General features: G+C 49.3%; 27 protein-coding genes. 14 read left to right on the top strand and 13 right to left on the bottom strand.

The annotated features are described in order from the left end of the window. Positions 1-203 precede the first annotated feature (203 nt). A complete protein-coding gene (locus tag EZMO1_RS02060) occupies positions 204-2126 on the top strand; it encodes an ATP-binding cassette domain-containing protein (protein WP_338030495.1) in 1923 nt (640 codons plus the stop codon). Between the two features lie 71 nt (positions 2127-2197). Here the strand turns inward: EZMO1_RS02060 and EZMO1_RS02065 are convergent, their stop codons facing one another. Further along, complete coding sequence (locus EZMO1_RS02065; protein WP_244886724.1) at positions 2198-2452, bottom strand: cell division protein ZapB; 255 nt, start codon at positions 2450-2452, stop codon at positions 2198-2200. Positions 2453-2891: 439 nt separating this feature from the next. Here EZMO1_RS02065 and EZMO1_RS02070 point away from each other — a divergent pair, with 439 nt between their 5' ends. The 7 genes from EZMO1_RS02070 to EZMO1_RS02100 all read left to right on the top strand — a co-directional run bounded on the left by EZMO1_RS02070 (position 2892) and on the right by EZMO1_RS02100 (position 8065). Next, complete coding sequence (locus EZMO1_RS02070; RefSeq protein WP_034879409.1) at positions 2892-3116, top strand: hypothetical protein; 225 nt, start codon at positions 2892-2894, stop codon at positions 3114-3116. 349 nt (positions 3117-3465) lie between these two features. Further along, positions 3466-4650, top strand: a complete 1185-nt coding sequence (metX, locus tag EZMO1_RS02075) for a homoserine O-succinyltransferase MetX (RefSeq protein ID WP_051790682.1) — start codon at positions 3466-3468, stop codon at positions 4648-4650. Next, complete coding sequence (gene metW, locus EZMO1_RS02080; RefSeq protein ID WP_034879408.1) at positions 4647-5243, top strand: methionine biosynthesis protein MetW; 597 nt, start codon at positions 4647-4649, stop codon at positions 5241-5243. Before metX ends, metW begins: the two co-directional genes overlap by 4 nt. 51 nt (positions 5244-5294) lie before the next feature. Continuing rightward, entirely contained in the window at positions 5295-5798 is a 504-nt protein-coding gene (locus EZMO1_RS02085) for a DUF4426 domain-containing protein (RefSeq protein ID WP_145912439.1), read from the top strand. A gap of 26 nt (positions 5799-5824) precedes the next feature. Then, a complete protein-coding gene (gene rdgB, locus EZMO1_RS02090) occupies positions 5825-6421 on the top strand; it encodes an RdgB/HAM1 family non-canonical purine NTP pyrophosphatase (RefSeq protein WP_034879406.1) in 597 nt (198 codons plus the stop codon). Positions 6422-6551: 130 nt separating this feature from the next. After that, entirely contained in the window at positions 6552-7670 is a 1119-nt protein-coding gene (hemW, locus tag EZMO1_RS02095) for a radical SAM family heme chaperone HemW (protein ID WP_338030496.1), read from the top strand. Between the two features lie 65 nt (positions 7671-7735). Continuing rightward, the gene (locus EZMO1_RS02100; RefSeq protein ID WP_034879404.1) at positions 7736-8065 is read left to right on the top strand and encodes a DUF3392 family protein; all 330 of its coding nucleotides are present in this window, start codon (positions 7736-7738) and stop codon (positions 8063-8065) included. 54 nt (positions 8066-8119) lie between these two features. On the opposite strand, the gene EZMO1_RS02105 is transcribed toward EZMO1_RS02100, so the two are convergent. After that, a complete protein-coding gene (locus EZMO1_RS02105; RefSeq protein ID WP_051790680.1) occupies positions 8120-9487 on the bottom strand; it encodes an MATE family efflux transporter in 1368 nt (455 codons plus the stop codon). 104 nt (positions 9488-9591) lie between these two features. Here EZMO1_RS02105 and EZMO1_RS02110 point away from each other — a divergent pair, with 104 nt between their 5' ends. Then, positions 9592-10401, top strand: coding sequence for a MerR family transcriptional regulator (locus EZMO1_RS02110; RefSeq protein ID WP_034879403.1), 810 nt, complete (start codon positions 9592-9594; stop codon positions 10399-10401). Position 10402: 1 nt separating this feature from the next. Here EZMO1_RS02110 and EZMO1_RS02115 read toward each other — a convergent pair whose 3' ends face one another. Beyond that, positions 10403-11020, bottom strand: coding sequence for a nitrilase-related carbon-nitrogen hydrolase (locus EZMO1_RS02115; RefSeq protein WP_051790679.1), 618 nt, complete (start codon positions 11018-11020; stop codon positions 10403-10405). Positions 11021-11272: 252 nt separating this feature from the next. On the opposite strand from EZMO1_RS02115, the gene EZMO1_RS02120 reads away from it, so the two are divergent. From EZMO1_RS02120 to EZMO1_RS02135, 3 genes are all read left to right on the top strand, one after another. Further along, positions 11273-11572: a GntT/GntP/DsdX family permease gene (locus tag EZMO1_RS02120; RefSeq protein ID WP_082212354.1), complete on the top strand. Its 300-nt coding sequence runs from the start codon at positions 11273-11275 to the stop codon at positions 11570-11572. A gap of 74 nt (positions 11573-11646) precedes the next feature. Further along, positions 11647-12404 (top strand): IS1 family transposase gene (locus EZMO1_RS27935; RefSeq protein WP_420809906.1). Its coding sequence is split into 2 segments (ribosomal slippage): positions 11647-11914 and positions 11914-12404, totalling 759 coding nucleotides; the frame shifts between segments, so codons are not numbered across the junction. A gap of 19 nt (positions 12405-12423) precedes the next feature. Then, a complete protein-coding gene (locus tag EZMO1_RS02135; protein WP_051790677.1) occupies positions 12424-13464 on the top strand; it encodes a GntP family permease in 1041 nt (346 codons plus the stop codon). 77 nt (positions 13465-13541) lie between these two features. Here the strand turns inward: EZMO1_RS02135 and EZMO1_RS02140 are convergent, their stop codons facing one another. Next, on the bottom strand, positions 13542-14978 hold the full coding sequence (locus EZMO1_RS02140; RefSeq protein WP_034872942.1) for a hypothetical protein: 1437 nt from the start codon (positions 14976-14978) through the stop codon (positions 13542-13544). Positions 14979-15349: 371 nt separating this feature from the next. Between EZMO1_RS02140 and EZMO1_RS02145 the strand changes: the two genes are divergently transcribed. After that, positions 15350-17212, top strand: a complete 1863-nt coding sequence (locus tag EZMO1_RS02145; RefSeq protein WP_051790675.1) for a hypothetical protein — start codon at positions 15350-15352, stop codon at positions 17210-17212. An 84-nt stretch (positions 17213-17296) separates the two neighbouring features. On the opposite strand, the gene EZMO1_RS02150 is transcribed toward EZMO1_RS02145, so the two are convergent. The 9 genes from EZMO1_RS02150 to EZMO1_RS02190 all read right to left on the bottom strand — a co-directional run bounded on the left by EZMO1_RS02150 (position 17297) and on the right by EZMO1_RS02190 (position 25382). Beyond that, positions 17297-17911: a nitrilase-related carbon-nitrogen hydrolase gene (locus EZMO1_RS02150; RefSeq protein ID WP_034879400.1), complete on the bottom strand. Its 615-nt coding sequence runs from the start codon at positions 17909-17911 to the stop codon at positions 17297-17299. A gap of 97 nt (positions 17912-18008) precedes the next feature. Beyond that, a complete protein-coding gene (trmB, locus tag EZMO1_RS02155) occupies positions 18009-18755 on the bottom strand; it encodes a tRNA (guanosine(46)-N7)-methyltransferase TrmB (RefSeq protein WP_034879515.1) in 747 nt (248 codons plus the stop codon). A 52-nt stretch (positions 18756-18807) separates the two neighbouring features. Next, on the bottom strand, positions 18808-19197 hold the full coding sequence (locus EZMO1_RS02160) for a DUF423 domain-containing protein (RefSeq protein WP_034879399.1): 390 nt from the start codon (positions 19195-19197) through the stop codon (positions 18808-18810). Positions 19198-19276: 79 nt separating this feature from the next. Next, positions 19277-20533 carry a heme biosynthesis HemY N-terminal domain-containing protein gene (locus tag EZMO1_RS02165; protein WP_034879398.1) on the bottom strand — a complete coding sequence of 419 codons (1257 nt, stop codon included), beginning with the start codon at positions 20531-20533 and terminating at the stop codon, positions 19277-19279. Next, entirely contained in the window at positions 20530-21768 is a 1239-nt protein-coding gene (locus EZMO1_RS02170; RefSeq protein ID WP_034879397.1) for a uroporphyrinogen-III C-methyltransferase, read from the bottom strand. Before EZMO1_RS02170 ends, EZMO1_RS02165 begins: the two co-directional genes overlap by 4 nt. Further along, the gene (locus tag EZMO1_RS02175) at positions 21765-22538 is read right to left on the bottom strand and encodes a uroporphyrinogen-III synthase (RefSeq protein ID WP_051790673.1); all 774 of its coding nucleotides are present in this window, start codon (positions 22536-22538) and stop codon (positions 21765-21767) included. The genes EZMO1_RS02170 and EZMO1_RS02175 overlap by 4 nt, the downstream gene beginning before the upstream one ends. A 5-nt stretch (positions 22539-22543) precedes the next feature. Further along, positions 22544-23467, bottom strand: a complete 924-nt coding sequence (hemC, locus tag EZMO1_RS02180) for a hydroxymethylbilane synthase (protein ID WP_034879396.1) — start codon at positions 23465-23467, stop codon at positions 22544-22546. 95 nt (positions 23468-23562) lie between these two features. Next, positions 23563-24300 (bottom strand): LytR/AlgR family response regulator transcription factor, encoded by a 738-nt coding sequence (locus EZMO1_RS02185; RefSeq protein WP_034879395.1) that lies wholly within the window; start codon positions 24298-24300, stop codon positions 23563-23565. Beyond that, positions 24297-25382: a sensor histidine kinase gene (locus tag EZMO1_RS02190; RefSeq protein ID WP_034879394.1), complete on the bottom strand. Its 1086-nt coding sequence runs from the start codon at positions 25380-25382 to the stop codon at positions 24297-24299. Before EZMO1_RS02190 ends, EZMO1_RS02185 begins: the two co-directional genes overlap by 4 nt. Before the next feature lie 99 nt (positions 25383-25481). Here EZMO1_RS02190 and argH point away from each other — a divergent pair, with 99 nt between their 5' ends. Further along, positions 25482-26870: an argininosuccinate lyase gene (argH, locus tag EZMO1_RS02195; RefSeq protein WP_034879393.1), complete on the top strand. Its 1389-nt coding sequence runs from the start codon at positions 25482-25484 to the stop codon at positions 26868-26870. The last annotated feature ends 64 nt before the right edge of the window (positions 26871-26934 follow it).

Here is a 26934-nt window from a genome sequence, read left to right on the forward strand (position 1 = left end):
TTTTTGCCTGTAGGCTTATCCGGCAGGGGGGCTCCCCCCCTGCGTTTTTTCCATAATGACTTTCATTCCCTCTCGCTTGCGTTTGCGAGTGCTTCCTTAGTGGCTATGGTGTGGCGCAGTCTGCCACTTTTTTTGTTTATTCCCCCTCTGATGTAGCCATTTACTTGCAGCCTTTTGTCGTGTCCAGCCAAAAATTCCTTATAATGCGCGGCATGATCACATTGAATTCAGTCAGCTTACAACGCTCTGGGAAAGTTCTGCTTGAAAACACCAGTGCAACCATTCACCGCGGCCAGCATGCCGGACTGGTGGGCGCCAACGGCTGTGGGAAATCCAGCCTGTTAGCCCTGCTGATGGGAGAACTGCAGCCGGATCAGGGCGATGTATCCATCGATCCGGGCCGTGGTATTGCCCATATGGCACAGGAAATCAAGGCGCTTGAACGCAAGGCCGTTAAATATGTTCTTGATGGCGATGAGCAGCTTCGCTTTATTGAACATAAAATCGATGACGCAGAGGCTACAGGCCAGCACGAAAAGCTGGCTGAACTCCATGAGCAACTGCTGCAGGCAGACGGTTATACTGCCCGCTCAAGAGCCGAGCAGATGCTGCATGGCCTTGGGTTTCGCCATGACCAGCTGGAAAACAGTGTAAAAGACTTTTCCGGTGGCTGGCGGATGCGGCTGAATCTGGCCCGTACTTTGATGAGCCCTTCTGATGTTCTGTTCCTTGACGAGCCAACCAACCACCTTGATCTTGATGCGATCGTCTGGCTGGAAGGATTCCTGCAACGTTATCAGGGAACTCTGGTGGTGATTTCCCATGACCGCGACTTTCTGGATGCGGTCACTGATATCACGCTTCATATCGAACATCAGAAAACCAACACTTATCGTGGTAATTACTCGGCGTTCGAGCGCATGCGCTCCGAACGACTCCAACAACAGCAGGCTGCGTTTGAGAAACAGCAAAAACAGCGGGAGCACATGGAAAAGTTTGTTGAACGTTTCCGTGCCAAGGCGACCAAGGCAAAGCAGGCCCAGAGTCGTTTGAAAGCGCTGTCGAGGCTGGAGGATATTGCCCCTGCTCATGTGGATTCGCCCTTCACATTCCGCTTTCCGGAGCCGGATAAAATGTCTTCCCCCCTGTTGTCTATTGATCAGGGTGAGCTGGGGTACGGCGAGAAGGCATTGTTAAAACTGAAGCTGAGTGTCTTACCGGGCTCACGAATAGGTCTTTTGGGGGCAAACGGAGCCGGTAAATCCACCCTGATTCGTACACTGGCTCAGGAGCTGCCACTGATTGCCGGTAAACGTCAGGATGGCGAACACCTGAAAGTAGGTTATTTTGCGCAGCACCAGCTGGAAAGTCTTGATCCTAATGCCAGCCCGGCTCTGCACCTGCAAAGAATGAGTCCGGATGCCCGGGAACAGGAGCTGAGAAACTTCCTCGGAGGCTTTGGTTTTCACGGTGACAAGGCAATGGAAACCATCGAAGGGTTTTCCGGTGGTGAACAGGCTCGACTGGCTCTGGCGATTGTTGCCTGGCAGAAGCCTAATCTGTTGTTGCTGGACGAACCCACCAACCATCTGGATCTTGAAATGCGACATGCGCTAACCATGGCATTGCAGGAGTTTGAGGGTGCCATGGTGTTGGTTTCTCACGACAGAAACCTGTTACGCAGTACCACTGATGAACTGTTGCTGGTACATGATGGCAAGGTTGATGAATTTGCAGGCGATCTGGATGATTACAGTGACTGGCTGGCCAAACTGCGTACTCAGTCGGTCGAACAGTCGCATGATGCTGCTGCAGAGGTGGCTGTTCATTCAGCGCAGGGAAGAAAAGATCAGAAACGTCTTGCTGCCGAACGCCGAAATGCTATGCGTCCTTTGAAGAAGCAGGCTGAAAAGCTGGAGTCTCAACTGGATAAACTGCAAACACAGTTAGCGACAGTGGAAGTACAACTGGCGGATTCATCGGTTTACGAAGCGTCTGAAAAAGACCGTCTAAAGAACCTGCTGGCAGATCAGACAGACCTTACACGACGGATCAGTACCACTGAAGAAGAGTGGATGATGGCTCTGGAAGAACTTGAAGCATTGGAAAAAGCGTTGTCAGAATAAGCGGGTAATCGCAACACTCTGTTCCTGTCGTTAGTTCACCCGGTCTGAAAGGAACCGGGTGAACTAACGCATTAAGCCTCGTAAGCAGGCTCTTCTTCAACCGCAACGTCTTCAGAAACGTTGTCCAGCTTACCCAGCAAAGCACCAACACGCTCACCCCAGGAACCGAGTTCCTGCTTCAGTTCGGCGTTTTCCTGCTCCATACGTGTGTTGGCTGCACGCAGCTCTTCCAGCTCCATGCGGGTCAGTTCGAGCTTGTCGATCAGGTTTTGCAGTTTGGATTCCAGATGGCCTAAGGATTCAATGGACATATGTGTTTCTAGCACCAGAATGTAGTCAGTTAACAAGGTTCTCTGCGGCAACGCATAGGGGCGTACAGGGCAGAGATTCGTACTCAGCCATACGATAGCACATAGTTTTAATAAGTACCTCGTTGCAAAGCGGCTTTGCCTGTCCGTAGTTTTACCATTTTGTTTCAGGCTCTGCGAAGAGCGCATTTCGTAAGGGAATCGTAAGTTATCGTGATCCGAAATTTATGATGGTTTGAAGCAACTATACTTGGCGAAATTGCATAGCGAAGATAACCGCTATCTGACATATAAATGGCCATATTTGTCAGGTGTCTTGTTGTTTGCATCACCATGCAGACTGCCACTGCAAATGGCAGTTTATTCTCAGTCAGACTTTTGCTGCTTCCGGATAAAGTTGCATTTCTGAGAGCAATATGGCGGTGTACCCGGAGGCTTTTGCCTCAAGGAGTATTGCATGAGCGAGACGACACAGCCCTGTGCCAGAATCGTTTCTGTGCTCAACGTCGAAGATGAAGCCATGCGCGCTTTTTACAACTCCCTCACTCACGATCAGAGTGTTGAAGACTACATTTCTGCCCGGCATCTGCACTTTGCTTCCCAAACGGTCGAAGGCGTGTTTCTCTACCACCTGTTGGCTCTGACGGAGCTGGCACTGGATCATTGCAGCTCCGCCAGCTGACAACCCGCGCTATTGCCGATAAACTGCAACGTCCTGTTCCTGTTAGACGTTTATATCTTCTGATTTCAGTCGATGCAGGGGCGGAAGGGGGCAAAATACTTCTCAAAAAAACAGCCCGAATAAAGAGCTTCAGTACAAAAAGAAAGTAAAAGACCCAGTTAGAAGCTGTTCATGATCTTTTGAGGGCTGCAAATGTCGATAAATTGCTCCTGTTTTTTGATCTCATTCGTTACGTAGCACCTCTACGCGCCTCATGAGATCAAAAAACAGCAACAATTTCTCATCATTTTCGCTCTCCTCAAAAGATCATGAACAGCTTCCAAGTTTAAATAGAAAAACAGGAAGTATTATGCCGGAAGTCATACCTGCCCACTCGGTCGGGCTGGTTACACCTCAGACTTTTCACTTTGATGAACCTCTTGAGTTGAGCTGTGGGCAAACTTTATCTGAGTTTGACTTGGTCATTGAAACCTATGGGTCGCTCAATGAAAACCAGACGAATGCAGTATTGATCTGCCATGCACTCAGTGGTCATCATCATGCAGCCGGTTACCATTCCATGGACGATCGCAAACCTGGCTGGTGGGATAACTGCATTGGTCCCGGTAAGCCCATTGATACAAACCGGTTTTTCGTCGTCAGCCTGAACAACCTGGGTGGCTGTCATGGCAGTACAGGGCCAGTGAGTATCAATCCGAAGACAGGCAAGCCTTACGGTCCGGACTTTCCAATGGTTACGGTAGAGGACTGGGTACACAGTCAGGCTCGTCTGTCCGATCGTCTGGGCATTCAATGCTGGGCCGCAATTGTTGGCGGCAGTCTGGGTGGTATGCAGGTTCTCCAGTGGTCCATGGCCTATCCCGAGCGTTTACAGCATGCTGTGGTGATTGCCTCTGCATCTAAACTTTCAGCCCAGAACATTGCCTTTAACGAAGTCGCGCGTCAGGCCATTATGTCCGATGAACAGTTCTGCGAAGGTCGTTATCTGGAAAAAGACACCATTCCGCGCAGCGGTCTGGGTCTGGCTCGTATGGTGGGGCATATCACTTACCTGTCTGATGATGCGATGGGAGCCAAGTTTGGCCGGGAGCTAAAAAACGACACATTCAGCTTTGATTATGATGTTCAGTTCCAGATTGAGAGCTACCTGCGTTATCAGGGCGAAAACTTTTCCGGCCATTTCGATGCGAACACTTACCTGCTGATGACCCGTGCTCTGGATTATTTTGACCCGGCCAGCCAGCATAACGATGATCTTGCCAAAGCACTGTCAGTGGCAAAGGCAAAGTTCATGCTGGTGTCGTTTACTACCGACTGGCGCTTTGCTCCTGAACGTTCCAGAGAAATCGTTGACGCACTGCTGGAAGCTGATAAAGAAGTCTCTTATCTGGAAATTGATGCTCCCCAGGGGCACGATGCTTTTCTGATGGAAATACCCCGTTATATGCAGGCACTGGCTGCTTATCTGGATCGGGTAGCAGACGACTGTAGTGTTTCAGACAGTTCAAACCAGAACAGGGAAGGTCAGGCATGAGCAGACGTAATGATTTCGATATAATACGACAGTGGATTAAGCCGAAAAGTCGGGTGCTGGATCTTGCCTGTGGTGATGGCGAGTTGCTGAGATCTCTGAAGCAGGAAAAACAGGTAAAAGGCTACGGCCTGGAAATTAACCCACAAAATATCGAACGCTGTATCGTTAATGGCATCAACGTGCTTGAGCAGGATATTGATCGCGGGTTGGGCAATTTTCGTGACGGCAGCTTTGATACGGTGGTGATGACCCAGGCGCTGCAGGTACTGCGTCACCCTCATCTTGTAATGGACGAGATGCTCAGGGTGGGTAGGGAGTGTATTGTGACGTTCCCGAATTTTGGACACTGGCGCTGCCGCTGGTACTTATCCACAAGGGGTAAAATGCCTGTATCCAAGTTTATGCCCTATACCTGGTATGACACGCCGAATATCCACTTCTGTACATTCCGCGACTTCGAGGAATTGTGCCGTCAGAAGCAATTTACCGTTATCGAACGGCTGGTGGTGGATAATGCTCATAAAGGCGGTTGGAAAACCAGACTGCTTCCGAACCTGATGGGTGAGATTGCCATTTATCATCTGACCCGGTGATGTTTGACTCAGCTCTATCAATAATATGAGTCTCTGAGAAAGAGGTGCCCTGTGAAAATAATAAACACAACACAATCGCTTTTGGTTCTTGTCATGGGGTGCTTGTTACTCAGCACTGTCAGAGCTGCGCCTCTGTCTGAAGCCAGCATTCCTGAAGCCCGAACGATGAAAAACGAGCCTCTTCGCTTCGGAGATTACGAGGTGTATTTTTCAGCGTTCAACAGTACGTTTATTGCGCCGGATATTGCTAAAGCTTATCAATTAGAGCGCAGCCCGAAGCACGGCCTTGTCAACATTACTGTACGCAACGTTAAAGACAGTGAAGTGGGTAAAGCCGTCACTGCACAGCTGGATGGTCAGCGGAAAAATCTTATGCAGCAGTCTGTTCCCCTGAGCTTTAAGGAAGTAAAGGAAGGTTCGGTTGTCTACTATCTGGCAGAGTTCCGGTTCAGTAATGAAGAGCTGCTAGAATTCAGCATCAACGTGAAGCCTGAAGGCTCGGATAGAAGCTATCCGGTGAAATTCAGGCAGACCTTTTATCAGGACGGAAAATAGTCGTCTTAACGGGAGTAAACAATACAGTGAGTGGTGAACGTCGCCAGATCGTTCTGGCCAGTGGCAATCAGGGAAAACTGAAGGAATTTCAGCACCTGCTGAGCAATCTGAATATTGATATGCTGCCGCAGAGTCAGTTCAACGTGGACTCGGTGGAAGAGACCGGGCTGACCTTTGTGGAGAACGCCATCCTCAAAGCCCGTCATGCAGCAAAAATATCCGGGCTTCCGGCCATTGCTGACGACTCTGGTATCGAGGTGGATGCCCTGAATGGTCAGCCGGGTATTTACTCAGCCCGTTATGCCGGTGAAGGTGCTACCGATGCAGAGAATAATGCGAGGCTTCTGAAAAATCTTGAAGGGTTGGAAGAGTCTCAGCGAACCGCTCGCTTTCATTGTGTACTGGTTTATCTGCGTCATGCCGACGACCCGACCCCGCTGGTGTGCCATGGAAGCTGGGAAGGTTGTATTCTGGAAGCGTCCAGTGGCGACCATGGGTTTGGTTATGATCCACTGTTCTTTGTACCTTCTGAAGGCTGCTCGGCGGCGGATTTACCCAAAGACGTGAAAAACAGCATCAGCCATCGCGCTGTTGCCATGTCAAAACTGGCCGGACTGCTTTAGTTATAGCTACTTAAGGAGTTATAGCTACTTCAGGTTTAGCCGCTTCAGGCGGAACCATTTCAGGCATAAAACTGTCCTATTGATAACCATTCACGAGCTGACCGAATAACGCATGCTGCAACTGCCCCCTTTGAGTCTTTATGTACACATTCCCTGGTGTATTAAAAAATGCCCCTATTGTGATTTTAATTCCCATGCCCTGAAAGGCGGGCTGCCTGAACAGGCGTATGTGGATGCTTTATTACAGGACTTTGATCAGGAGCTGGAAGCCATTCAGAGGCGCCCCTTGCAGAGCATTTTCTTTGGTGGCGGCACTCCCAGCCTGATGTCGGCAGAGGGGTTTGATCGGCTATTAACGGGGCTGAAGCAGCGCATTGTTTTCACTGATGATATTGAAATCACCATGGAAGCCAACCCGGGAACCTATGAGCATGACCGGTTTAAACGTTACCGTGATGTTGGCATCAATCGTTTGTCTCTCGGAGTTCAGAGTTTTCAGGATGAAAAACTGAAGGCACTGGGGCGTATTCATTGTGCTGCTGAAGCACGTGAAGCCATTGCTTCCCTGCAAGAGATTGGCTTTGATAATTTCAATATTGACCTGATGCATGGTCTGCCGGGGCAGTCTACCGACGATGCCTTGTTTGACCTGAAAACCGCGATTGACCTGAAACCAACACACCTGTCCTGGTACCAGCTGACCATCGAACCTAATACCATTTTCTATTCAAAGACTCCGGTACTGCCGGAAGAGGATGAACTCTGGTCTATTCAGGAAGAAGGCTGGGAGCTGTTGCAGCAGGCAGGTTTTGAGCAATATGAAATTTCGGCGTACAGTCAGCCTGGACGACAGGCACGACATAATCTGAATTACTGGCAGTTTGGCGATTACATTGGTATTGGTGCCGGTGCGCATGGCAAGCTGACCGACATGGCAGCGGGCAATATTTACCGTAACTGGAAAACCCGGATGCCAGCCGACTACCTGAACGTCGCAAAACCGTTTGAGGCGGGTCAAAGGGTTCTGGAATCCGATGAGTTGCCGATTGAGTTTATGATGAATGCTTTAAGGCTGAATGCCGGTGTTCACGAGCAGTTGTTTACCCGGCATACAGGTATGCCGCTGGATGCACTGAAAGAACAACGAAGTTTTGCGATTCAGCAGGGATTACTGGAAAATAACCACAGGTTGCAGCCTACGCGCCAGGGGCGGCTGTTCCTGAATAATCTGTTAGAAATGTTTGCCTGAGTCAGTACTTAACCGGTTCTGGTACGCTTTGGCAGAAGTAACAAACAAACGCACAGGTAACCACCATGGATGGTATTGCACAAATCATCATTGCAGTGTCGCAGTTTTGCCGTAACAACCTGACGCTGATTGCCATTGCTTTAACGGCAGTGGCTGTCGTTTTTGGCGGTAAGGCATTGTCAGCATTATCCTGCAGCTGGACATCACGAATGCACGGTGTGTTGAGAATTCCTGTCAGGGCGGTATTCAATCTTGCCCTGTTTGGTGCGATTTTTTCTTTTGTACCGTACTGGGTAGCGAGTCTGCTGGCTTACTTCAACAATTACACGCTGGCACCGGTTTTACTGGTGTTATTTATTCTGGTGGGGCTGGCTTCCGATCGATACGCTCGCTGAAAGCTGATGAAAAAAGAGGGGCTGTTTTGCCCCTCCTGATACGTCATGAATTAACTACGCGACAGCGATTTGTTCATCCATTGTCGTTTCTTTCCACTGATCAAGCTTCCGCTTAAGCAGGAACGCTCCCACAACAAACGTTGCCAGCTCGCTCACAGGTGCAACCACCCAGATGCCTGTAGCTCCCAAGATTCTTGGCAAGGTCATCAACAGAATAAAGCTGATCACTCCACCTCGCATTAACGACAGGGTTCCGGCAAGGCGTGGTTGTTCCAGTGCGGTAAAGAAGCCGGAAATGACGATATTGGCGCCCATCAGAATAAACGCCAGACAGAATATCTTCATAAACTGGTGCGACAGGCTGATCAGTTCGGCATCGTTCAGGAACAGTGCTGCCAGTTGTTGACCAAAGAAGAAAATACCGGCGTAAGCGGCGGTACAAATCACCAGTGCGATTCTGATGGTCAGCTGAACGGCTTCAGAAATACGCTGATAATCCTGTCTGCCCCGCAGGAAGCTAACGATAGGTTGCATGCCCTGAGTCAAGCCAATCATGGTCAGCAAAACCAGGTTGTTGGCATAACCAATGACACTGAATGCCGATAGTTCAGAAGTGCCCAGATACGCCAGAATCATGTTGTTGAACAGCAGCAGAATCAAACCGGCAGACATTTCCGTCACACAATCTGGCCCGCCAATTTTAATAAAGTGGAACAGCTCTCTGAGCTTTGGCATGACCCTGACAAACTTCAGTGAACCGGTTTTACCCAGTTTGCCGGTGAAATGCAGAAGCAGAAAAGTAGCCTGTGTCATCTGGGCACAGCCTGTGGCGATAGCCGCTCCGCGCAGCCCCATACCCAGCCGGATGACCAGTATATAATCCAGTAAGATGTTCATCACAGCCGCCATACCGATAACCATGAGTTCCAGCTTGGGGAATCCATCGACTTTGACGAATACTTCCATGGAATAGGCGACAAGGTAAAAAGTATTAAACAGCAGCAGCGTTTGCAGATATTCCACTACCATCGGGATCAGCTCACCCTGAGCCCCGAGTATCACTGCGATCTCTTCGATAAAGATATAGCTCAGAGTGCAGACCAATAAGCCAAAGATCAGCAGGGCATAGATAGTACTGGAAAAAAGACGACTGGCGTCTTCATGTTTACCTTCACCGCGCTTGGCACCCACAATGGTTGCAGAGCCAATGGTAACCAGAATGGATATGGCAAACATAATGCTGATATAAGGCATCGACAGATTAACGGCCGCCAGTGCCTCGGGCCCAACCCCCCGTCCGACAAACATGCCGTCAACCATGGTGTAGAGCGCAAAAATCCATACGGCCATCGTCGATGGAACCGCATAACGAAACAGTGTTTTTCCTATGCTGCCAGATTGCAGATCAATAGCTTGAGACATTTTTAATTAAGTTGTTGATGGACGAATGGCTTGCAGCCAACGGAGTTTTTCAAGATAGTTGTGCCAGCATAAAGTCTCGAACAGTTCCAGAGTCAAGCGATTGTATGAAGTTATATCGAATCGGGGAGATCAGTCAGCTGTACGACATCAGTGTCGATACTCTGCGCCATTATGAAAAGCTGTGTATTCTTTTACCTGAACAGGTCAACGACAGTGGTTATCGATATTATTCCAACCGGCAGATCTGGCAGTTAAATATCATTCGTACTCTGCGACAGCTGGGTATTGGGTTGATGGACATCAGGGATTACCTGAGTCATCGCACACTGGAAAACAGTCAGGGTCTGGTGGAGTTTCAGCTGGAGACCGTTGACCAGAAACTGCGAGAGCTGAACCTGTTGAAACAGGAACTGGAGGCGCGACACTATTATTTACTGGAGTCGCAGCAGGTGGAGGTGGGCGAGATAAAGCTCAAAACGCTTCCGGCTCGAAAAGTCTGGATTGAGATGCGTGAAGTCAGGACCATCTGGGAGATTGACCGCCTGCATAAAGAGATTGAACTGAATATTGAAGGTTCCCGACTCAGTTATTTTGCCTGGGGACGAGCGGGGGCGTTTATCAGTGAAGACGATTTTCACAAGGGCAATCATGCCCATTATTGTGGTTCTTTTATTTTCGATAAGCTGGCTGATAAAGAGATTCCGGCCGGAGATTATCTGTGTTTAGATTTTCAGGGTGAATACAGTCAGCAAAATATTGATGAACAATACTTCCGCATGAAGGCTTACATGAAAACCTATTCGCTGGAACTGGCCGGATCTGTGGTGGAAATCTATAAGCTCGATATCCATGAAACCGATGATGAACAGGAATACCTGACAGAAATACAAATTCCGGTCAGGTCTTTCCGCTAAATCATAACTTCACTTTGAATTCAGCTATTTCCAATGTATTTGCTGTACCGCTGGTTTTTGCCAGCATGGCACCCAGAACGATCAGTTTACCGTTAAGGTGTGGCACCAGAATGATGTCAGCACCACGTTGCACCGTTGCTTCTACATTGGCAGCCTGACTTTTTTCTTCACAGGTCAGAATACCGGTATGGCACCCGACAGGTGTTGAAAACACATGATGACCATTCTCGGTAGTCATATGTTCACTGCCCGGTGTGCAGGACTTTCGATGCCGTTCCAGACGACCATCACTCATGGCAAGAATGTAGGTATTGTAAAACTTGCCATCGCCGTCTGACTCAATCAGACCCGCGCCGATATTGATGCGGTAATGTTGTGCCAGATGTTGCAGATGCTGGCAGGCAAGACCATCCGGAACCTGCTCTGCCAGCCTGACAATAGCCCGTCGTTTCAGATTATGCAGATGTCGGAATGCTGTAATACACATTTCCGGAAAGCAGAGGAAATCTACACCTTGCTCTGACGCCTGTTTTGCATAGGCATCGATACAGTTCAGGTTGTGGAACTTATCGTTGGCACGATGATTAAACTGAACGGAAACAATCGTTACTTCTTGCACTGGTTCCCCCTCTAATTATTTTTCTGTCAATAGCTCGTTTGACTTTTCCCTGAGCATTTAACAGTCTGTTTTTATTTCATATTTTTGGCTTGGAAGGCAGTCTAACATCCGATTTTCATGGTGGTCAGTGAAAGGCAGCCGAATTGAGCCATTAACGATGTTTCCTATGACTGGCGTCAGGAAAAGAGTCTGAGTCGATAATCTGACTCTTTGAACTATACTCTGCTCCAAATCAAAATTGAGAAGATAATAATGATAACGCTTAACGAGCTACTGGTTGGTTTCTGTGGCTCAGTATTCCTGCTTGTATTTCTCACCATCCGGTGTCGTGTGCCTGCATTCATGGCGCTGCTTCTGGCCAGCTATGTGGCCGGTTTTGGATTTGGTATGACACCCGATGCCGTGCTTTCACTGGTCACTGCAGGATTTGGTGACACGTTAGGGTCTATAGGGCTGACAATCGCTCTGGGTGCCTTTCTTGGCATTGTTCTGGAATATTGTGGTGCAACCACTGTTATTGCCAATGGCATTATTCTTTTATTGAAAGGGTAGTGGCACAGTTCTGTGATTCTAGCCCTGTCTGCTAAAATACGACATTCGGCAACTTTGAAAAATGCGGTTTAAAAATGTGCCTTACGCAAGTCCTCTGTACAACATGTGGCAGTAACCAAGTTCGGCCTTTCGGATACAGCACTCATGATGTTCCACGATACTATTGCTGTAATGACAAATGTGAAATCAAAACCTTCATGCTTGAATATCGCTACAAGGCCTGTGAGCCTGGCGTTAAAGAAAAAATCATCGATATGGCAATAAATGGCAGCGGAATCAGGGATACAAGTAAAGTACTCGGAATAAGCAAGACAACAGTAATAAAGACTCTAAAAAAAAAGAAAGCGGTCTGGTAAAGGTCAACCCAAATATTCAAACTATTGATCTCAAGTCAGATGCAATTATTCATGTAGGGCTTGTCTGCCAAGAGGCTGAGCTAGATGAGCAGTGGTCGTATGTTCATGATAAATCGAACCAACGCTGGCTTTGGTATGCTGTTGATCACGCTACAAATACCGTGCTTGCTTATGTTTTCGGAAAACGGAAAGATGAAGTTTTTAAAGAACTCAAAACACTTCTGAAGCCATTTGGTATTAATAAATTTTACACCGATGATTGGGGAGCCTATGAGCGACACCTTGATGAAAACATGCATATTATTGGTAAAGCAAACACTCAGAAGATAGAGCGTAAAAACCTTAATTTTCGGACTTGGATTAAACGGTTGGCCAGAAAGACAATTTGTTTTTCAAAGCTCGAAAAGATGCACGATATTGTTATTGGATTATTGATTAATAAAGTTGAGTTTGGGGTCAATATTCACGCGATATAACAGTTCTGGCCCACTACCATTGAAAGATCGTTTCCCCGGACTTGTACTGGCTATTACCGGGTATATTGTTTCAATCCCTATTTATTGCGAATCAGGATTTATTATTCTCGACTCGGTCAGAAAACAACTGGCCCGATCCCACAAGGTGTCACCGGTTTTTCTGAGTACGGTATTGGGTTGCTCACTGTATGCGACCCACACACTTGTACCGCCTACGCCGGGGCCATTGGCAGCTATTGCCAATCTGGGTTTGAACAGCCATATATCACTGGTTATACCACTGAGTCTGCTGTTTTCTCTGGTTGCAGTCTTTGCAGGTTATGTATGGGGCACACGTTTTCGCAAAACAAAAATAGCAACGCCAGTGATTGAAGCTAAGGAGAGTGTTTCTGATAGTCAGCCTTTTAACTATCCATTTCTGCTGGCTGTGCTTCCCATTGGGGCTCCAATTATTTTGATCACTCTGGGTGGTGTTGCGAACAATTATCCAGAACTGACATGGCTGGCATTTATTGGTCATCCGGTGAATGCTTTACTGGTCGGATTAATATGTTGCTGGCCTTTGCAGCGCGCAGCTGGATGTCGGGTTGACTGGAACCAGGCGATCAGAAAAGCGCTAGAAACCGGAGGGCGCATTTTGCTTGTCGTAGGTGCAGGCGGTGCCTTTGGTTATGTGCTTCGTCACGGTGGCATGAGTCAGTTTATTTCCAGCCTTCCTGATCTGGGACAGTGGGGCTTGTTGTTGCCCTTCCTGATGGCAGCATTGATCAAAACCGCAGAAGGCTCTGCAACTGTTGCCATGATTACGTCCAGTGCCATGGTCATGCCTTTGCTGGCTGCATTAGGTCTGGACAGTCATGAAGGACGGCTGCTTGCCTTTTTCGCCTGTGGGGCAGGGGCGATGACCGTAGCGCACGTTAACGACAGTTTCTTATGGGTGATTGCAGAGTTTACCGGAATGGATACTGTCACGGCTTTGAAATCAGTCACTGTTGCCACGTTCTTTCAGGGCATTTCGGTCTTTTTGGCTGTTGAGTTTGTAGCTCTGTGGCTTCTTTAAACAGTCATCAACGATTTTCACTATGGATTTCTGACTACTGAATAATCATATGGGTGAAAGTCTCATATTGACTGGTACTATAATTCCAAGTCACCTTTCTGCATGGGGAATGGGATGACATTGTCCATACCCACTTCCGTGACCTTGGCGCAGTAGGTCACCGCCAGTAACTTCCAGCCATTGTCGAACATGCCACTCTGAATTAATGACCTTGCTGTCAAAATACCTTGGCCTCCGGGATGCCGCCACCTCATTCCAGAACACTTCATTCGCTGCGTTACCAAGGTTTTACAAGTAGCCTCAATAACCCCTGAGCCTATTGGCAAGTTGTGCGACAAGTGTTCAGCATAGTTCATGCGGGTTCGATTACTTCTGAAGTACTCCAGCTCTGTTTTCAACTTCGATCGACGAGGGTGTCGTTTATGCTGGTAAGCCAGAGCTTTGATGACTTTTTCAACACCTTCGGGCTCCTCTTTGAGGATGTGGCGATAGGTGATGAACTTTTCTCTGGATTTGTTGCTGTTTTCACCATAGGACAGGTCAAACGCTTTCTTCAGGTGCTCTGCGGCATGATAGAAGTCTACAACCTCGTGACCTTCAGGGAGTTCATTGGCAAGGTAGGTCCAGTTGTCTTTTGCCCCATCAGCGACTTTAACAAGCGTCAGATCTGGCCTCTGTCGAAGAGCTTCGCTCAGGAGTGCGGAGAGTGATTGTTTCAAAGTCACTTTCTTGCTTTCAGGCATTCGACTCATCCTGACCGTTGAGAGGCGTTCACCCTGTGCATCGTAAAACGACAATGTTCCACAACTGGCCTCCTGACAGCCAGCAGGGCCACGGGTTCGCTTGCCATCGACTCTATTCTGTTCCCGCTTTTCCTGACGTTTACCATCTTTCATCGGCAACATGACGCCATCAAGAGAAGCGGCCGCAGTCACAGCTTCTTCAGGAACCTTGACGCTTTCCCAGAGAAAGTCTTCAAAGGCTTCCCTATTGGGTTCCCACTGCGCATTGAACTTTTTGGGTAGTCTGGCCAGAGAGCTTTCCGAGGGCGTCATGTTCCCTATCAGATCAAGTAGGCTTTTAGCCTCTCCGGGAGGCATTTGCGCAACCATCCAGACAGCTTGTTTAGCTGCTTTTGGTGTCCAATACCCCTCTACAATACCTGCCTGTAGCTCCAAAGGGATGATAGAGTGATCCTTACCGTTACGATAGAGCGTACGCAAAACCCGGACAGGGCCGACAGCGGATTGATAAGTTTCTGAAGATCGCAACACCCGATGGTAACAGACACCGCTTACCTCAATCGCAGGAACGTCAATATCAAGCCCGGTCAGGTCTTCTGCCAGAACGCTTTGCTCTGCTTCGATAAAGAGTTTATGGATCTCACCTTCATAGTCTTCAAAGTGCTTGATTGGGCTGTGTTCCTGACGAAGAACGGCCAGTTTTTGCTCAAGCTGTTGGATAGCATGACAAGAAAAATTGGCGGCTTCAGCTAGTGGCTGACATACTTGCATCGGGGCGGCCTTTCACTGTTGCGGTATCTTTTACAGTAACCATCATAGCGGTGTTTGGCCGTTCCTATGTAAGTCCAGAGAAAATTTGTAGCTGCTGTATAAACCACGGACGGCAAGCCCAGAAAAAATGGTCAGTATGAGACTTTCACCCAATCATATTGTTATGTGATGGACTATTGCTTTTCACAAGAAAAGGGTTTCATTATTCTTTTTATGTTGCTAAACAAGCAGAGATGAAAACAGAACATAAATAAAAATTGTGCAGTGAAAAAGAACCTTAAAATGATTCGATGGCATTCATAGGTTGTAGCAGTTGAATACTATCAATAGTGACTGAAGTTAATTAGCCGACCATTCTAAAGGAATAGATTATGTCGTTAAAATGGAAGTCCCTTATTACCTTTATTGCTCTGTCAGTCTCAGCATTACTGGCAAGTTCTCTATGGAGTGACTCTACGGAGCGAACCCCCAACAGTCTTGATTACTCGCAGTATTTTCTGGCAGATATTCGTGATGCGGAATATTGTGATCTTAAAGTGTCTGAAGATGGAAAAAGCATTTCGTTTGGCAAGAACGTGACCAATCCGGCAATGACTTGTCCTGATGCATTTTCGTGGAAACTGTTCACTGATGTGGTCAATGCCAGGTTCTGGTCAGACTGGGCTTCCGAAACCGATAACTGGCCTGAAGACCCTTGGCCCCTATGCACTGGTGGTAATAAGAAAAATTGCTGTAGCCCGGGAACCAGAGTAACTGGTACCCCGGCTGAAGGTCATTGCCCTGTTTATCCGGGAGATGAACATAAAGCCGATCTGAAGCTTCTGGACAAGGCAAAGGATGATCAAGCTATCCAAACGTTGTTTAAGAAGAACTCTAAACTGATCCGCAAAAGTTTCCCCTCCATTCTGGAATCAGGTGCCAGCGCGGCCCTTCAGGGGCATGGTAAAAAAATGCGTCTGAGTGCATCAGCCAGTGACTCGATTGCCAACTGTACGCCGGAGCAAATTAAGAATTTTAAGTTTCCTGAAAACCCGGAAAGCATAGGGCGATTGATCCGGCAAACCAATGCAGAACTGACTGTACGCAACCGTCCATTCCATGAATACCTTTATCATAACGACCTTTACAATGCAGATGGTGTGATGAACGTTTTCAGGAAAAACAAGAAAAATCAGTCTGAGAATGCACCCTATCACCTGCGTAACGTTTCTGCTGGAAAATATGGTTCAGAAGAGAAAGTAACGCCCCCCGGTGAACAGCAGTTGAGCAGGATCGATTTGCCACCCGATGCCATTATGATCAAAAGCAACTGGTTGCATCATGATCTGGCAAAAAAAATAGGTATACCAACGACCGAAGGGTTTATTACCAGTCAGCAGATGGAAACCCAGCTGTGTCTGGCAAAGGATAAAACGCCTGAAAGCTGTTCAGATAAAGCAAAAGATTATCCGGCAAACTTTTGTAACCTGACCGGTGAGCATTATCTGATGGCGTTCCATATCTCTTCCAAAGATGTTCCCCAGTGGGTCTGGACCACCTTCGAACATGTATCCAATCCGAGCCGTTGTGACTTTATTGGCTGTAATGATTCATTTGGTTATGCCAGTCAGCCTGCAGCGGGTGCCAGCCCGGATTCTGCGGATAACTTTCTGGTGGTTCTGGACGGTGGAAAAATCAATCAGCGCAGTGACGAGTTGAATAGCCCCAGTATTGTCAACAACCTTGATAAATACTATGCCCTTGAAACCATACGGCCTGCTCTGGACAATTTGTTCAAGAAAACAGGTATTGGCATGAAAGATGGCAAAAGCGATAACACCGCAGACCCCGATCCTCATGACAGTGCCTGGCGTAATTACCGGTTGAAGGGCTCGCAGGTGAACTTTACCGATCACGAGGGGCGTTCAACAAAGCTGGGTAACTCGATTACTGAAGCAGGCTTTATGACGGGCTCCAGCTGTATCAGTTGTCACTCAAGAGCCGGGGTGCATATAGCGTTGGAGCTCAATGAAAAAACAGAAGAGTATGAAGAAAAGGCTAACTTCTTTCATCTGAGTGTGTTCAATAAAGTTATCAGTCAGTTTGGTTACGCACAGAGTGTACACAATGTACCTGATCCAAACTGGTTTCATAACAGTGATGAGGTCGGAACGCTGGATGTATTGCAGACTGACTTTATCTGGGGATTCCTGTTTGCCCAGCCATTGAGTTCAGGCGACAGCGATGCCAAATAGCCTTAATTAAAGGGATTACTCGTAACCCTGTAGCCAGCAACATTATGACTAAAGATCAGTGTTGCTGGCTTATCCCTTATAAAATCAGATGTCTACTGTCACAACATCCAGCGTATCCATCGTTCCGGCAGTTTCCGCCAATAATTGACCTTTGTCGTCAAGTACCCTGACAGAGCCTTTTGGATGAGAGGTCAGAATCAGTCGGGCACCATTTTCTGCCATAGCATTAATATGAACACCCTCTCTGCTTTCCGAATCGGACAGAATGCCGGTGATTAGCCCGTCAGGCAGTTTAAAAACGCCGTGGTCATTGCAGGGGCCTGAGTGTTCGCCAAATAGGCAGGATTTGCGATGACGTTCAAGCCGACCATCACGCATGGCCATGACAAACGTGTTGAAATAGAGGCCGTTGTCAGCCTCAACCATGCCAGCACCAATATTCAGGTCGAATAGCTCTGCCTGATGTTGAAGATAAAGACAGGACAATCCATCAGGAAAGGACTCAGCCAGCCGGTCAGCCTGTACCTGTGATAAATCGGATTCGCCCAGAAAACCGGGAATGCACAGTTCCGGAAATATAAGGATATCGACGTTTTGTTTTGAAGCCTGCCCGGCAAAGGAACGGATTGTAGTGAGGTTGAAAAATTTATCGTTAGCGTGTCGTTTGAATTGAACAGAAGCAATGGTTAAAGCAGTCATCGTTTCTTCCAACAGTTTGTTGTAGGTAAGAAACGTATAGCACAGGAAGAGTAATTACATCGCCAATCTGGACGAAGTAATTACTCCCGGCAGTTAATCAGGCTGTTCGCTCAAACAGCAGATCCCAGACGCCATGACCCAGACGCTGGCCACGCTTTTCAAATTTGGTCAGAGGACGGAACTCGGGACGTGGAGAGTAGGATTGCTCTCCCGCCTGGTTGGTGAATCCTTCCGCAGCACTCATTACTTCCATCATTTGTTCTGCGTAGTTTTCCCAGTCTGTTGCCAGATGGATGATACCACCCACCTTCAGTTTCGGACGAAGCAGTTCGATAAACTTTGACTGCACCAGACGGCGTTTATTGTGACGTTTTTTGTGCCATGGGTCAGGGAAGTAAATCTGTACCCGTGAAAGGCTGCCGTCAGGAATACACTGTTTCAGAACTTCCACGGCATCGTCGTTGTAAGTGCGGACATTGGTCAGTCCGGCAGTGCTGGCTTCGTTCAGCAGACTGCCAACACCGGGACGATGCACTTCTACACCGATAAAGTTTTTGTCGGCTTCTGCTCCGGCCATTGCTGCCAGAGACAAGCCCATGCCATAGCCAATTTCAAAGACTACGGGCGCTTCGCGTCCAAAGGTGGCAGCCATATCCAGAGAACCGTCTTTCAGCTCCAGCCCCCATTTGTCCCAGCATTCATCCATACCGCGCTGTTGACCAGCAGTCATACGGCCCTGACGCAGCACAAAGCTTTTAATTTCCCGGCGCTTGCCAGGTTCAACGGTTTGTCCGGTCTCTGTCACAGAGTCCTGATTATCACTGGAGTTGATGGAGTCACTCATGAGCATTCATAGTTCTAAATGGGAAAACCGGCGTAAGATACCGGTCAAAGGGTCATTTGAAAATAGCAAATAGTGCCAATGCCAGCCAGCCCAGCAGGAAAGCGACTCCTCCCAGAGGCGTGATCATGCCCAGCCAGCTGATACCGGTCAGAGCCAGAGCGTAGAGACTGCCGGAAAACAGAACAATCCCTGCCAGAAAACTGTTGGCGCTCCAGCGCAGCCATTTTGAGGAATCCGCCCGTTTGGAGTCCGAAAGCTGTAAAACCAGAACTGCAATCAGAATCACTGCAAGACTGTGATACATCTGATATTCAGTGCCTGTGACCCAGACATTAAACAATCGTTCTGGTAGCCGTTCTTTCAAACCATGAGCGCCAAAGGCACCCAAGCTGACGGCGATGAAACCGCTGATTGCACCGAATAGAAGATAGAGCTTTGCCATAGTGTTACTGATTTAGTGTCAATGCATTTTGTTATTGTCATCTGCCCACTTCGTATCAGGATGTGGGCGGATTTAGAGATCAGATGTTGAACGATTGCAGTGATTTGCCCGACGATGGCAGATCAATCACCGTATCTGCTGCCAGTAGCAGCCCTTCCTGAAAATAGCGGTTACTGGTTTCATGCTCGCCCAGATGAGCCAGCAGTCTGCCCAGCTCGTTGTAGGTATCCGCACGTTTGCGGAATCTCAGGCTGGCTTCGAAATACTCCCGGGCTTTACCCCACAGCTCGTTACGAAGTGCCAGCCGACCGGCACTTAGCAGCAGGTCAGGGTCGTTGGGTCGTTCTTTCAGCAATGACTCGGTAAACAACAACTGTCGTTTCAAATCATTACTGCGAATTTTGCCGTACAGAAGAATCAATTCTTCGCTGTAGCATTTAGGCAGGTTTTCCCGCAAAACCGGTGCGGCTTTCTCTTCCAGTCCCAACTGTACCAGGCTGCTGGTATAGCGATACAAAATCACAGGGTCTCTGCGTTGAGATGCACTCAGATCATTCCAGATTCGTTGCAGAGGTTTGGCCCGCTCATCGTCTGATGTGATACCACGGCTGTTATTGGCTGCCTGTTCAAACAGAGCCTCGAAGGACTGCAGCTCCAGCCTGCGATATTCCTCGTCATCAACCACCTTTAACCGTTTCAGTTTTGGCAACAGTTCTGCCAGTGACTGCCAGTCATTTAAACGGCAGTAGACTTGTTTAAGCAGCTTCAGCACAAAAGCGTGGCGAGGCTCTTTTTTGTGCAATCGTTTAATGGTGGCCAGAGCCTGTTCCAGCTGTCCGGCTGACAGTTGAATCTGGGTCTGGGTAATACCAATCGCCAGATCTGCACCAGGTGCCTTGTGATCTGCCCGGCGCAGGTAGTCGGAACAAGCGTCGTGGTTACCTGCTTCATGAGCAGCACGGGCAGCTGCCAGATAGGTCAAAAGCGGGGTTTCACCGGCTTCGGCCGCCTGTACCAGCAGTTTTTCCGCCTTTTTCCAGTGACCGTGAGTGAACTCGGCAAAGCCACGGATGCTCAGCTTGCGAGCATGGCGTTGTCTGGCGTCAGCGGTAAACGGATAGATAAAGCTGGTGGCTCCAAACAGAACCCGTAGAAGCCCGGATACCACCCAGAAGGCACCAGCCAGCAGTGCAATGATCAGGCAGAGTCCCCAGAGGGTGCTCTCAAACGTCATATTTTCATAAGCAATCAGTACATAGCCTGTGTCGTTCACCATAATATTGGCAAGTAACAGGCAGCCAAACAGCAGGAGCAGGAACAGGGCAAATGTTTTCATGAGGTCTGTACCCCGCTCTCTGACTGTTCAGCTTCTCCGTCAGAAGGCGCTTTGGGAGGTTCCGGATTGTCTGCTGGCTCTGAGGATTGGTGTTGCTTGATAGCGTCCAGAGCGCGGTTGATATTGGGCAGAGTCGGGCTGACGGCGACGGATGACAATGACTGCAATTCTTCCAGCATACCCACTGATGCATCGCCGGACATTTCAAAATAACGCTCTACCCAGCTGCGGGCCTGTTGCAGAGACTCGTTGTAAATCTCCTGCTCTCTTGCCAGAAGAGCCAGTTTGGCCTGCTCAATAAGCAGTCGCAGATTCTGGCGCATCAGCAGGTTTTCCTCACTGGTCAGCAGCGGTGTAACAGGGGAAGTGCGATCCGTTGTGAATCTGAACAGGCCGGTAAAACTGTCCCAGGTGTTTTGCAGCATGCCCAGAAGCAGTGCTTGCCAGTCAGAGTGATCAGCTTCAGCGGTTGTTGCTTCTGGTGGGCCTGACGATTCCTCTTTCTTGAAGCTCTCGGGCTGAAGCAGTGGCAACTCATCCACTCTGCGACTAAGAGCAGACAAACGCAGATAAACACCTTCCTGGTCCAGATGAGGCACCATCTTTAAGACGGCAAGGTCTTCAGCCAGCGCTTCACGAATGGGGTACAGGCTGTAATCATCCAACTCCAGAAGAATATTGTCAGCGTCCTGCAGCAGGGCTTTGGCGCTGATGACATCGTTGGTCATCAACAGTTTCTGGTTGGCAAGACGCAGCAGGTATTCCACCTCGGCCAGCTGCCAGCCGTCGCGATTACTGCCTGCCAGCTCCCGGACGTGGCGAGACAATACATCCATACGGTTCAGCAAGCGGTCATTGCGCTGCTGTACAGCCTGTAACTGCTGGTCAACAGGAGCCAGTGACTGAACGGTTTCTGTCAGGCGTGCCTGCTGTCGGGCAATCTGTGACTGCAGTTGCTCCTGACCACTTTGCAAGACAGGCTGATTGTCTTCCAGTGCTTTTCCCCGCCAACCGATGTAAGCCGCAGAGCCTAAAGCTGCCAGAGCAACCAGCAGTGCCAGCAGGGCAACCAGCAACGGCAACCGGGAAGGTTGGGCTGTAGCGGGTTTGGCAGCTTTACTGCTTTTTTTGTTGTCTTTCGGGGTGTTCGGATTCGTATCCGTCACTTCAGTATTTTTGGCCTGTTCAGAGTCTTTGGACTGTTTGCTCACATTATTGCTCACAAGATTGCTCACAAGGAGGTTTCATCGTTGATCTTCTCAAGAACCGAAAGCATGGCGGCATGGTCGGCACCTGTTGCGGTATAAACCTGCCTGAACCCCAGCTTTTTTGCCTGCCGGGCGACCCGTTGACCGGGAATCACCAGCCGGTAGTGTTCCAGCAGGGACATAGGCAGATGCTGACACAGATTTCGGATGGTTTCGCCACTGCCCGCAAGAATGACATTAATACCATGATCCGACAGCTGTTGTCGCACCTGATTGGGCTGATAGTCCGGACAGAGGCGCTGATAGACTTCCAGAGTATCCACCTGCGCGCCTTTTTGTTGCAATGCTTTTTCCAGAAAATCCCGGCCACCTGACCCTTTGATCAGCAAAATACTCTGGCCTTCTGGAGAGCTGAATTCATCCAATGCCAGCAAGCTTTCACTGTCGTTGCCCTGATCAGAACAGGAAGCAGACACATCAAACCGGGCGAGAGTTTGGCGGGTTGTATTGCCAATGGCAAACCATTGCTGACCAACGGGAAGTTGTGGCCAGTAGTTTTCAATCAGCTCCAGACCATACTGCGCAGCATGTTTGCTGATGGCAATGATTTTCTGGTAACGATCCAGCTGCAACACACGCTCTCGCATAGCCTGCGTTTCTGCCAGCGGCCTGATTTCCAGCATTGGCAGTACAAGAGTTTCTCCGCCCTGCTGCTGAATGTGCTCAGCCAGCCTGTTTCCCTGTGGATTCGGACGGGTCACCAGTGCTCGAATACGGTTGAGAGAATTATCCGGCATAGAAATCAGTCGTGCATTAATTCGTTGAGAATCTTCCCGGCACCCAGCTGTAACAGCTTTTCTGCCACCTGAATACCGGCTGCCTCACCGTCGCTGCGGTGGCAACGGGTTTCTGCTTCCAGAAGCATGCAGCCATCCGGTTGTCCGACCAGCCCGCGGATAAACAGTTCATCACCGTCCAGCTCGCAATAGCAGGCAATAGGCACCTGACAGCCTCCGTTCAGACGGCGGTTCATGGCTCGCTCAGCCATTACCCGATCAGCGGTATCCTGATCATGCAAAGGTGCCAGCAGTTGTCTGATCGCTTCATCATCCGAACGGATTTCGATACCAACGGCGCCCTGACCAGCCGCTGGCAGACACTGTTCGGTGGTCAGGCAGTTTCGAATCCGGCCTGCCATATCGAGACGAATCAAACCTGCGGCGGCAAGGATGATGGCGTCGTATTCGCCGTTATCGAGTTTGGCAAGGCGCGTGTTGACGTTGCCACGCAGAAACCGAATGGTCAGATCCGGACGGAGTTTCAACAGCTGGCATTGTCTTCGCAGACTGGAGGTTCCCACCACCGCACCTTCCGGCAATTCATCCAGATGATGAAAGTCATTGGATACAAAGGCATCCAGAGGGTTTTCCCGTGGACAGATGGTAGACAGGCCAAGACCATCCGGAAATGACATGGGCACATCCTTCATGGAATGCACGGCAATATCGGCCCGACCTTCCAGCAGAGCGTTTTCCAGTTCTTTGACAAACAGTCCTTTGCCACCAATTTTCGCCAGAGGCGCATCAAGAATGCGATCGCCTTTGCTGGTCATTTTTATCAGTTCGACATTGAGCCCCGGATGGAAATGTTCCAGACGTTCCTTCACGTACTCTGCCTGCCAGAGAGCCAGAGCACTTTTTCGAGTGGCAATTCTTACGGTCTTCATGAATGGTTTTACTGCCTGTCACCCCGGTGTCGCACCGGGCTTGTTATTGGAGTGGCTCTGATAATACGACAGGAGGGCGGAAGACAGAAATAACTCTACATAGTTTGCATAATCTTCTTCATCAAAGGCACATGACGACGGCTGACCGATAGCGGCTTTTCCACATGCGCCAGTTGAATGCTGTAGTGCCCGTTGTCATCGCGCAGCATACGTTCAATCAGGCTTTTGCGAACCAGGGCATTGCGGTGGATGCGGACGAACGTCGCTTCGAATTCTGTAGCCAGATCTTTCAGCGGGTCATCGATCAGGGTTTCGCCATTTTCATGGTAAACCGTCACGTATTTACTGTCGGCCATGAAATAATAAATGCTGTCCAGCGGCACCAGCTCAATACCTTTCAGGGTTTTGGCGGAAATCTGGGTGCGAGTGCCGTTGCTTGCCAGAGAACTTTGCAGTTGATTCATCTGCGCCCTGTTCACCTTGCTGGCACGGTTCAGTGACTGTTGCAGGTCTTCGACTTTAACAGGCTTTAACAGGTAGCCTATGGCCTGTACGTTGAAGGCCTCAATAGCGTGGTTATCATAAGCGGTACAGAAAATGATGGCGGGTGGCTTTTCCATCTCTGCCAACAGATTAGCGGCTTCAAGCCCACCCATCAGGGGCATGCGAATATCCATCAGTACTATATCCGGCTGATGCGCTCTGGCGAGTTCAACCGCTTCGTAGCCATTACTCGCGTCTTGCTCAATGGCTTCGAACCCTTCCAGTCGATTCAGCAGGTGCCGAACCCGGTCACGGGCGAGAGGCTCATCGTCGGTAATCAGTATCTTCATGCTGTGGATAACTTGTTTTCCGGGTAGCTGATAATGGTTTCGTAAATTTCTGTTCCATTGTTCAGGGTCAGGTGGGTGTCAATGCTGGCATGGTGACCATAAAGCAGTTGCAGACGGGACCTGATGTTGTCCAGTGCCAGCCGGTTTCCACGCTCTACGGCTTGTTCGCTGTTGTCCGGCACCGGGTTTTGCACCCTGATAGTTACTTTATCGTTGCCAAGCGCGATATCTACACTCACCGTACCACCGTTTTCTCTGGGCTGGATGCCATGATAAACCGCGTTCTCTATAACCGGCTGCAGAGTCAGGGGCGGAATGGTCAGAGTCACTGGTAATGGTTCAGGCAGGTTGTGCAGACGCCACTCACTGTTCAGTCGTTCGCCCAGCCGGTGTTTTTCGATTCTCAGGTAACCTTTGCACAGTTCGATTTCCCGGCTCAGGGCGATCAGGTCCCCTGCTTCCTGCAGGCTGGAGCGAAACAGGTCAGACAAATCTTCAACGGCCTCTTCAGCCTTGTCCTGATCAATATGAATCAGGCTGGCGATGATGTTCATGCTGTTGAACAGAAAGTGAGGTCGAATACGCGCCTGCAAAGCCTGAAAGCGTGCGTTGGCGTTGGCAACGGTCTGGCGGGAGGCTTCGTGCTGAATATAAAAGTACCGCAACAGCATGGCCGTCATAATGAGAGCAATAAAAGCGTGACGTAATAATTGAGTCCAGTCCGGAAAGGTGAGCAGGAAGGCATCTTTCCATAGAAACCATTGTGCCAGTAGCGTCACCGTGAGGGTAATGATCAATACGGTTGCCAGAACGGCGGAGACAATGACGGTGATGGGTGAATGTTTCAGCAGCAGTCTGAGTCGGCACAACACAGCGGCACTGCACAGGGCTATCCACTGGACAAACAGGGAAGTGATGGCGAGTCGGTTCCAGTCAAATCCGTGGCTACCGGGAAAAGCCAGCACCTGAATCAGTACAAACAGCTCAGCCACCAACACCAGGATGAACACTGCCGAGGTGTGACACAGGTCGGGAATAAACAGATGATCACTGTTCTGTTTGTCGAGAGCGGAGTGTGGCATTGGCTGCTTGATTCATTGTTCTTATTGAAGCCTGTTCATATAATGCCGTAGCCGGAGCGGGAAGTACAAAGCTCTCAGAAGAACGAAAAGAGGTTAGACATGTCTGATAACAGTAATCAGCAATGGGGTGGACGGTTTAGCGAGGGTGTGGATGCCTTTGTGGCACGATTCACGGCATCCATCGACTTTGACCGACGCCTGTATCAACACGATATTGCTGGTTCCATGGCGCATGCCCGTATGCTGCACAAGGCAGGCATTCTGACCGGCGACGAGCTGAACGCTATTATCAGTGGTCTGGAAGGTATTCTGGAGGATATCCGACAGGGCAACATCGACTGGTCTGTTGAGCTGGAAGATATTCACATGAATATCGAAGCGCGTTTAACCGATCGTATTGGCGATGCTGGCAAAAAGCTGCATACAGGCCGTTCCCGTAATGATCAGGTGGCAACGGATATTCGTCTCTGGCTGCGGGATGAAATAGACCATATTGATCAGGAACTGAATCGCTTTCAGCAGGGCTTGCTGGGTCTGGCTGAACGTGAAGCCGATACCATTATGCCCGGTTTTACCCATTTGCAGACGGCACAGCCGGTCACCTTTGGTCATCACCTGATGGCATGGTTTGAAATGCTGGTTCGGGATCGTGAGCGTTTGCAGGACTGCCGCAAGCGTGTGAATGTTTCTCCCCTCGGTGCTGCGGCACTGGCAGGTACGACCTACCCCATTGACCGCGAGTTTACTGCACAACAATTAGGCTTTGATCGCCCGACCCGCAATTCGCTGGATTCGGTCAGTGACCGGGACTTTGCCATTGAGTTCTGTTCGGTAGGTGCCCTGATCATGACGCACCTGTCCAGAATGTCGGAAGAACTGGTGTTGTGGACATCGGCGCAGTTTAACTTTATCGATCTGCCGGATCGTTTCTGCACCGGCTCCTCCATTATGCCGCAAAAGAAAAACCCGGATGTGCCGGAACTGGTGCGGGGTAAAACCGGCCGGGTGAATGGTCATCTGATTTCCCTGCTGACATTAATGAAGTCTCAGCCACTGGCGTACAACAAGGACAATCAGGAAGATAAAGAACCTTTGTTTGATACGGTGGACACCCTGAAAGACAGCCTGCGGGCATTCGCGGATATGATTCCCCATGTCGAAGCGAAAAAAGACGCCATGGCAGACGCCGCCCGTCGTGGTTTCAGCACCGCCACCGACCTGGCTGATTATCTGGTCAGAAAAGGCATGCCGTTCCGTAATGCCCACGAAGTGGTGGGCAAGTCAGTCGCTTATGGTATTGAGCAGGGTAAGGATTTGTCTGAAATGACACTGGAAGAGCTGAAGGTATTCTCTGACACTATTGAGGCGGATGTTTTTGATGTACTGACTCTGGAAGGTTCGGTCAGTGCCCGTAATCATATTGGCGGAACGGCGCCGGAGCAAGTTCGGAGTGCAGTACACTTTGCTCGAAAAACATTAAAAGACTAAGACATTCTATTTGACAGGTCAGGTGTTCTTCCTGACCTTTTCTTTCCGCTCTTTTCAGTCAGAG

Origin of the sequence: Endozoicomonas montiporae CL-33, assembly GCF_001583435.1 — a bacterium.
Taxonomy (GTDB): Bacteria; Pseudomonadota; Gammaproteobacteria; order Pseudomonadales; family Endozoicomonadaceae; genus Endozoicomonas_A; species Endozoicomonas_A montiporae.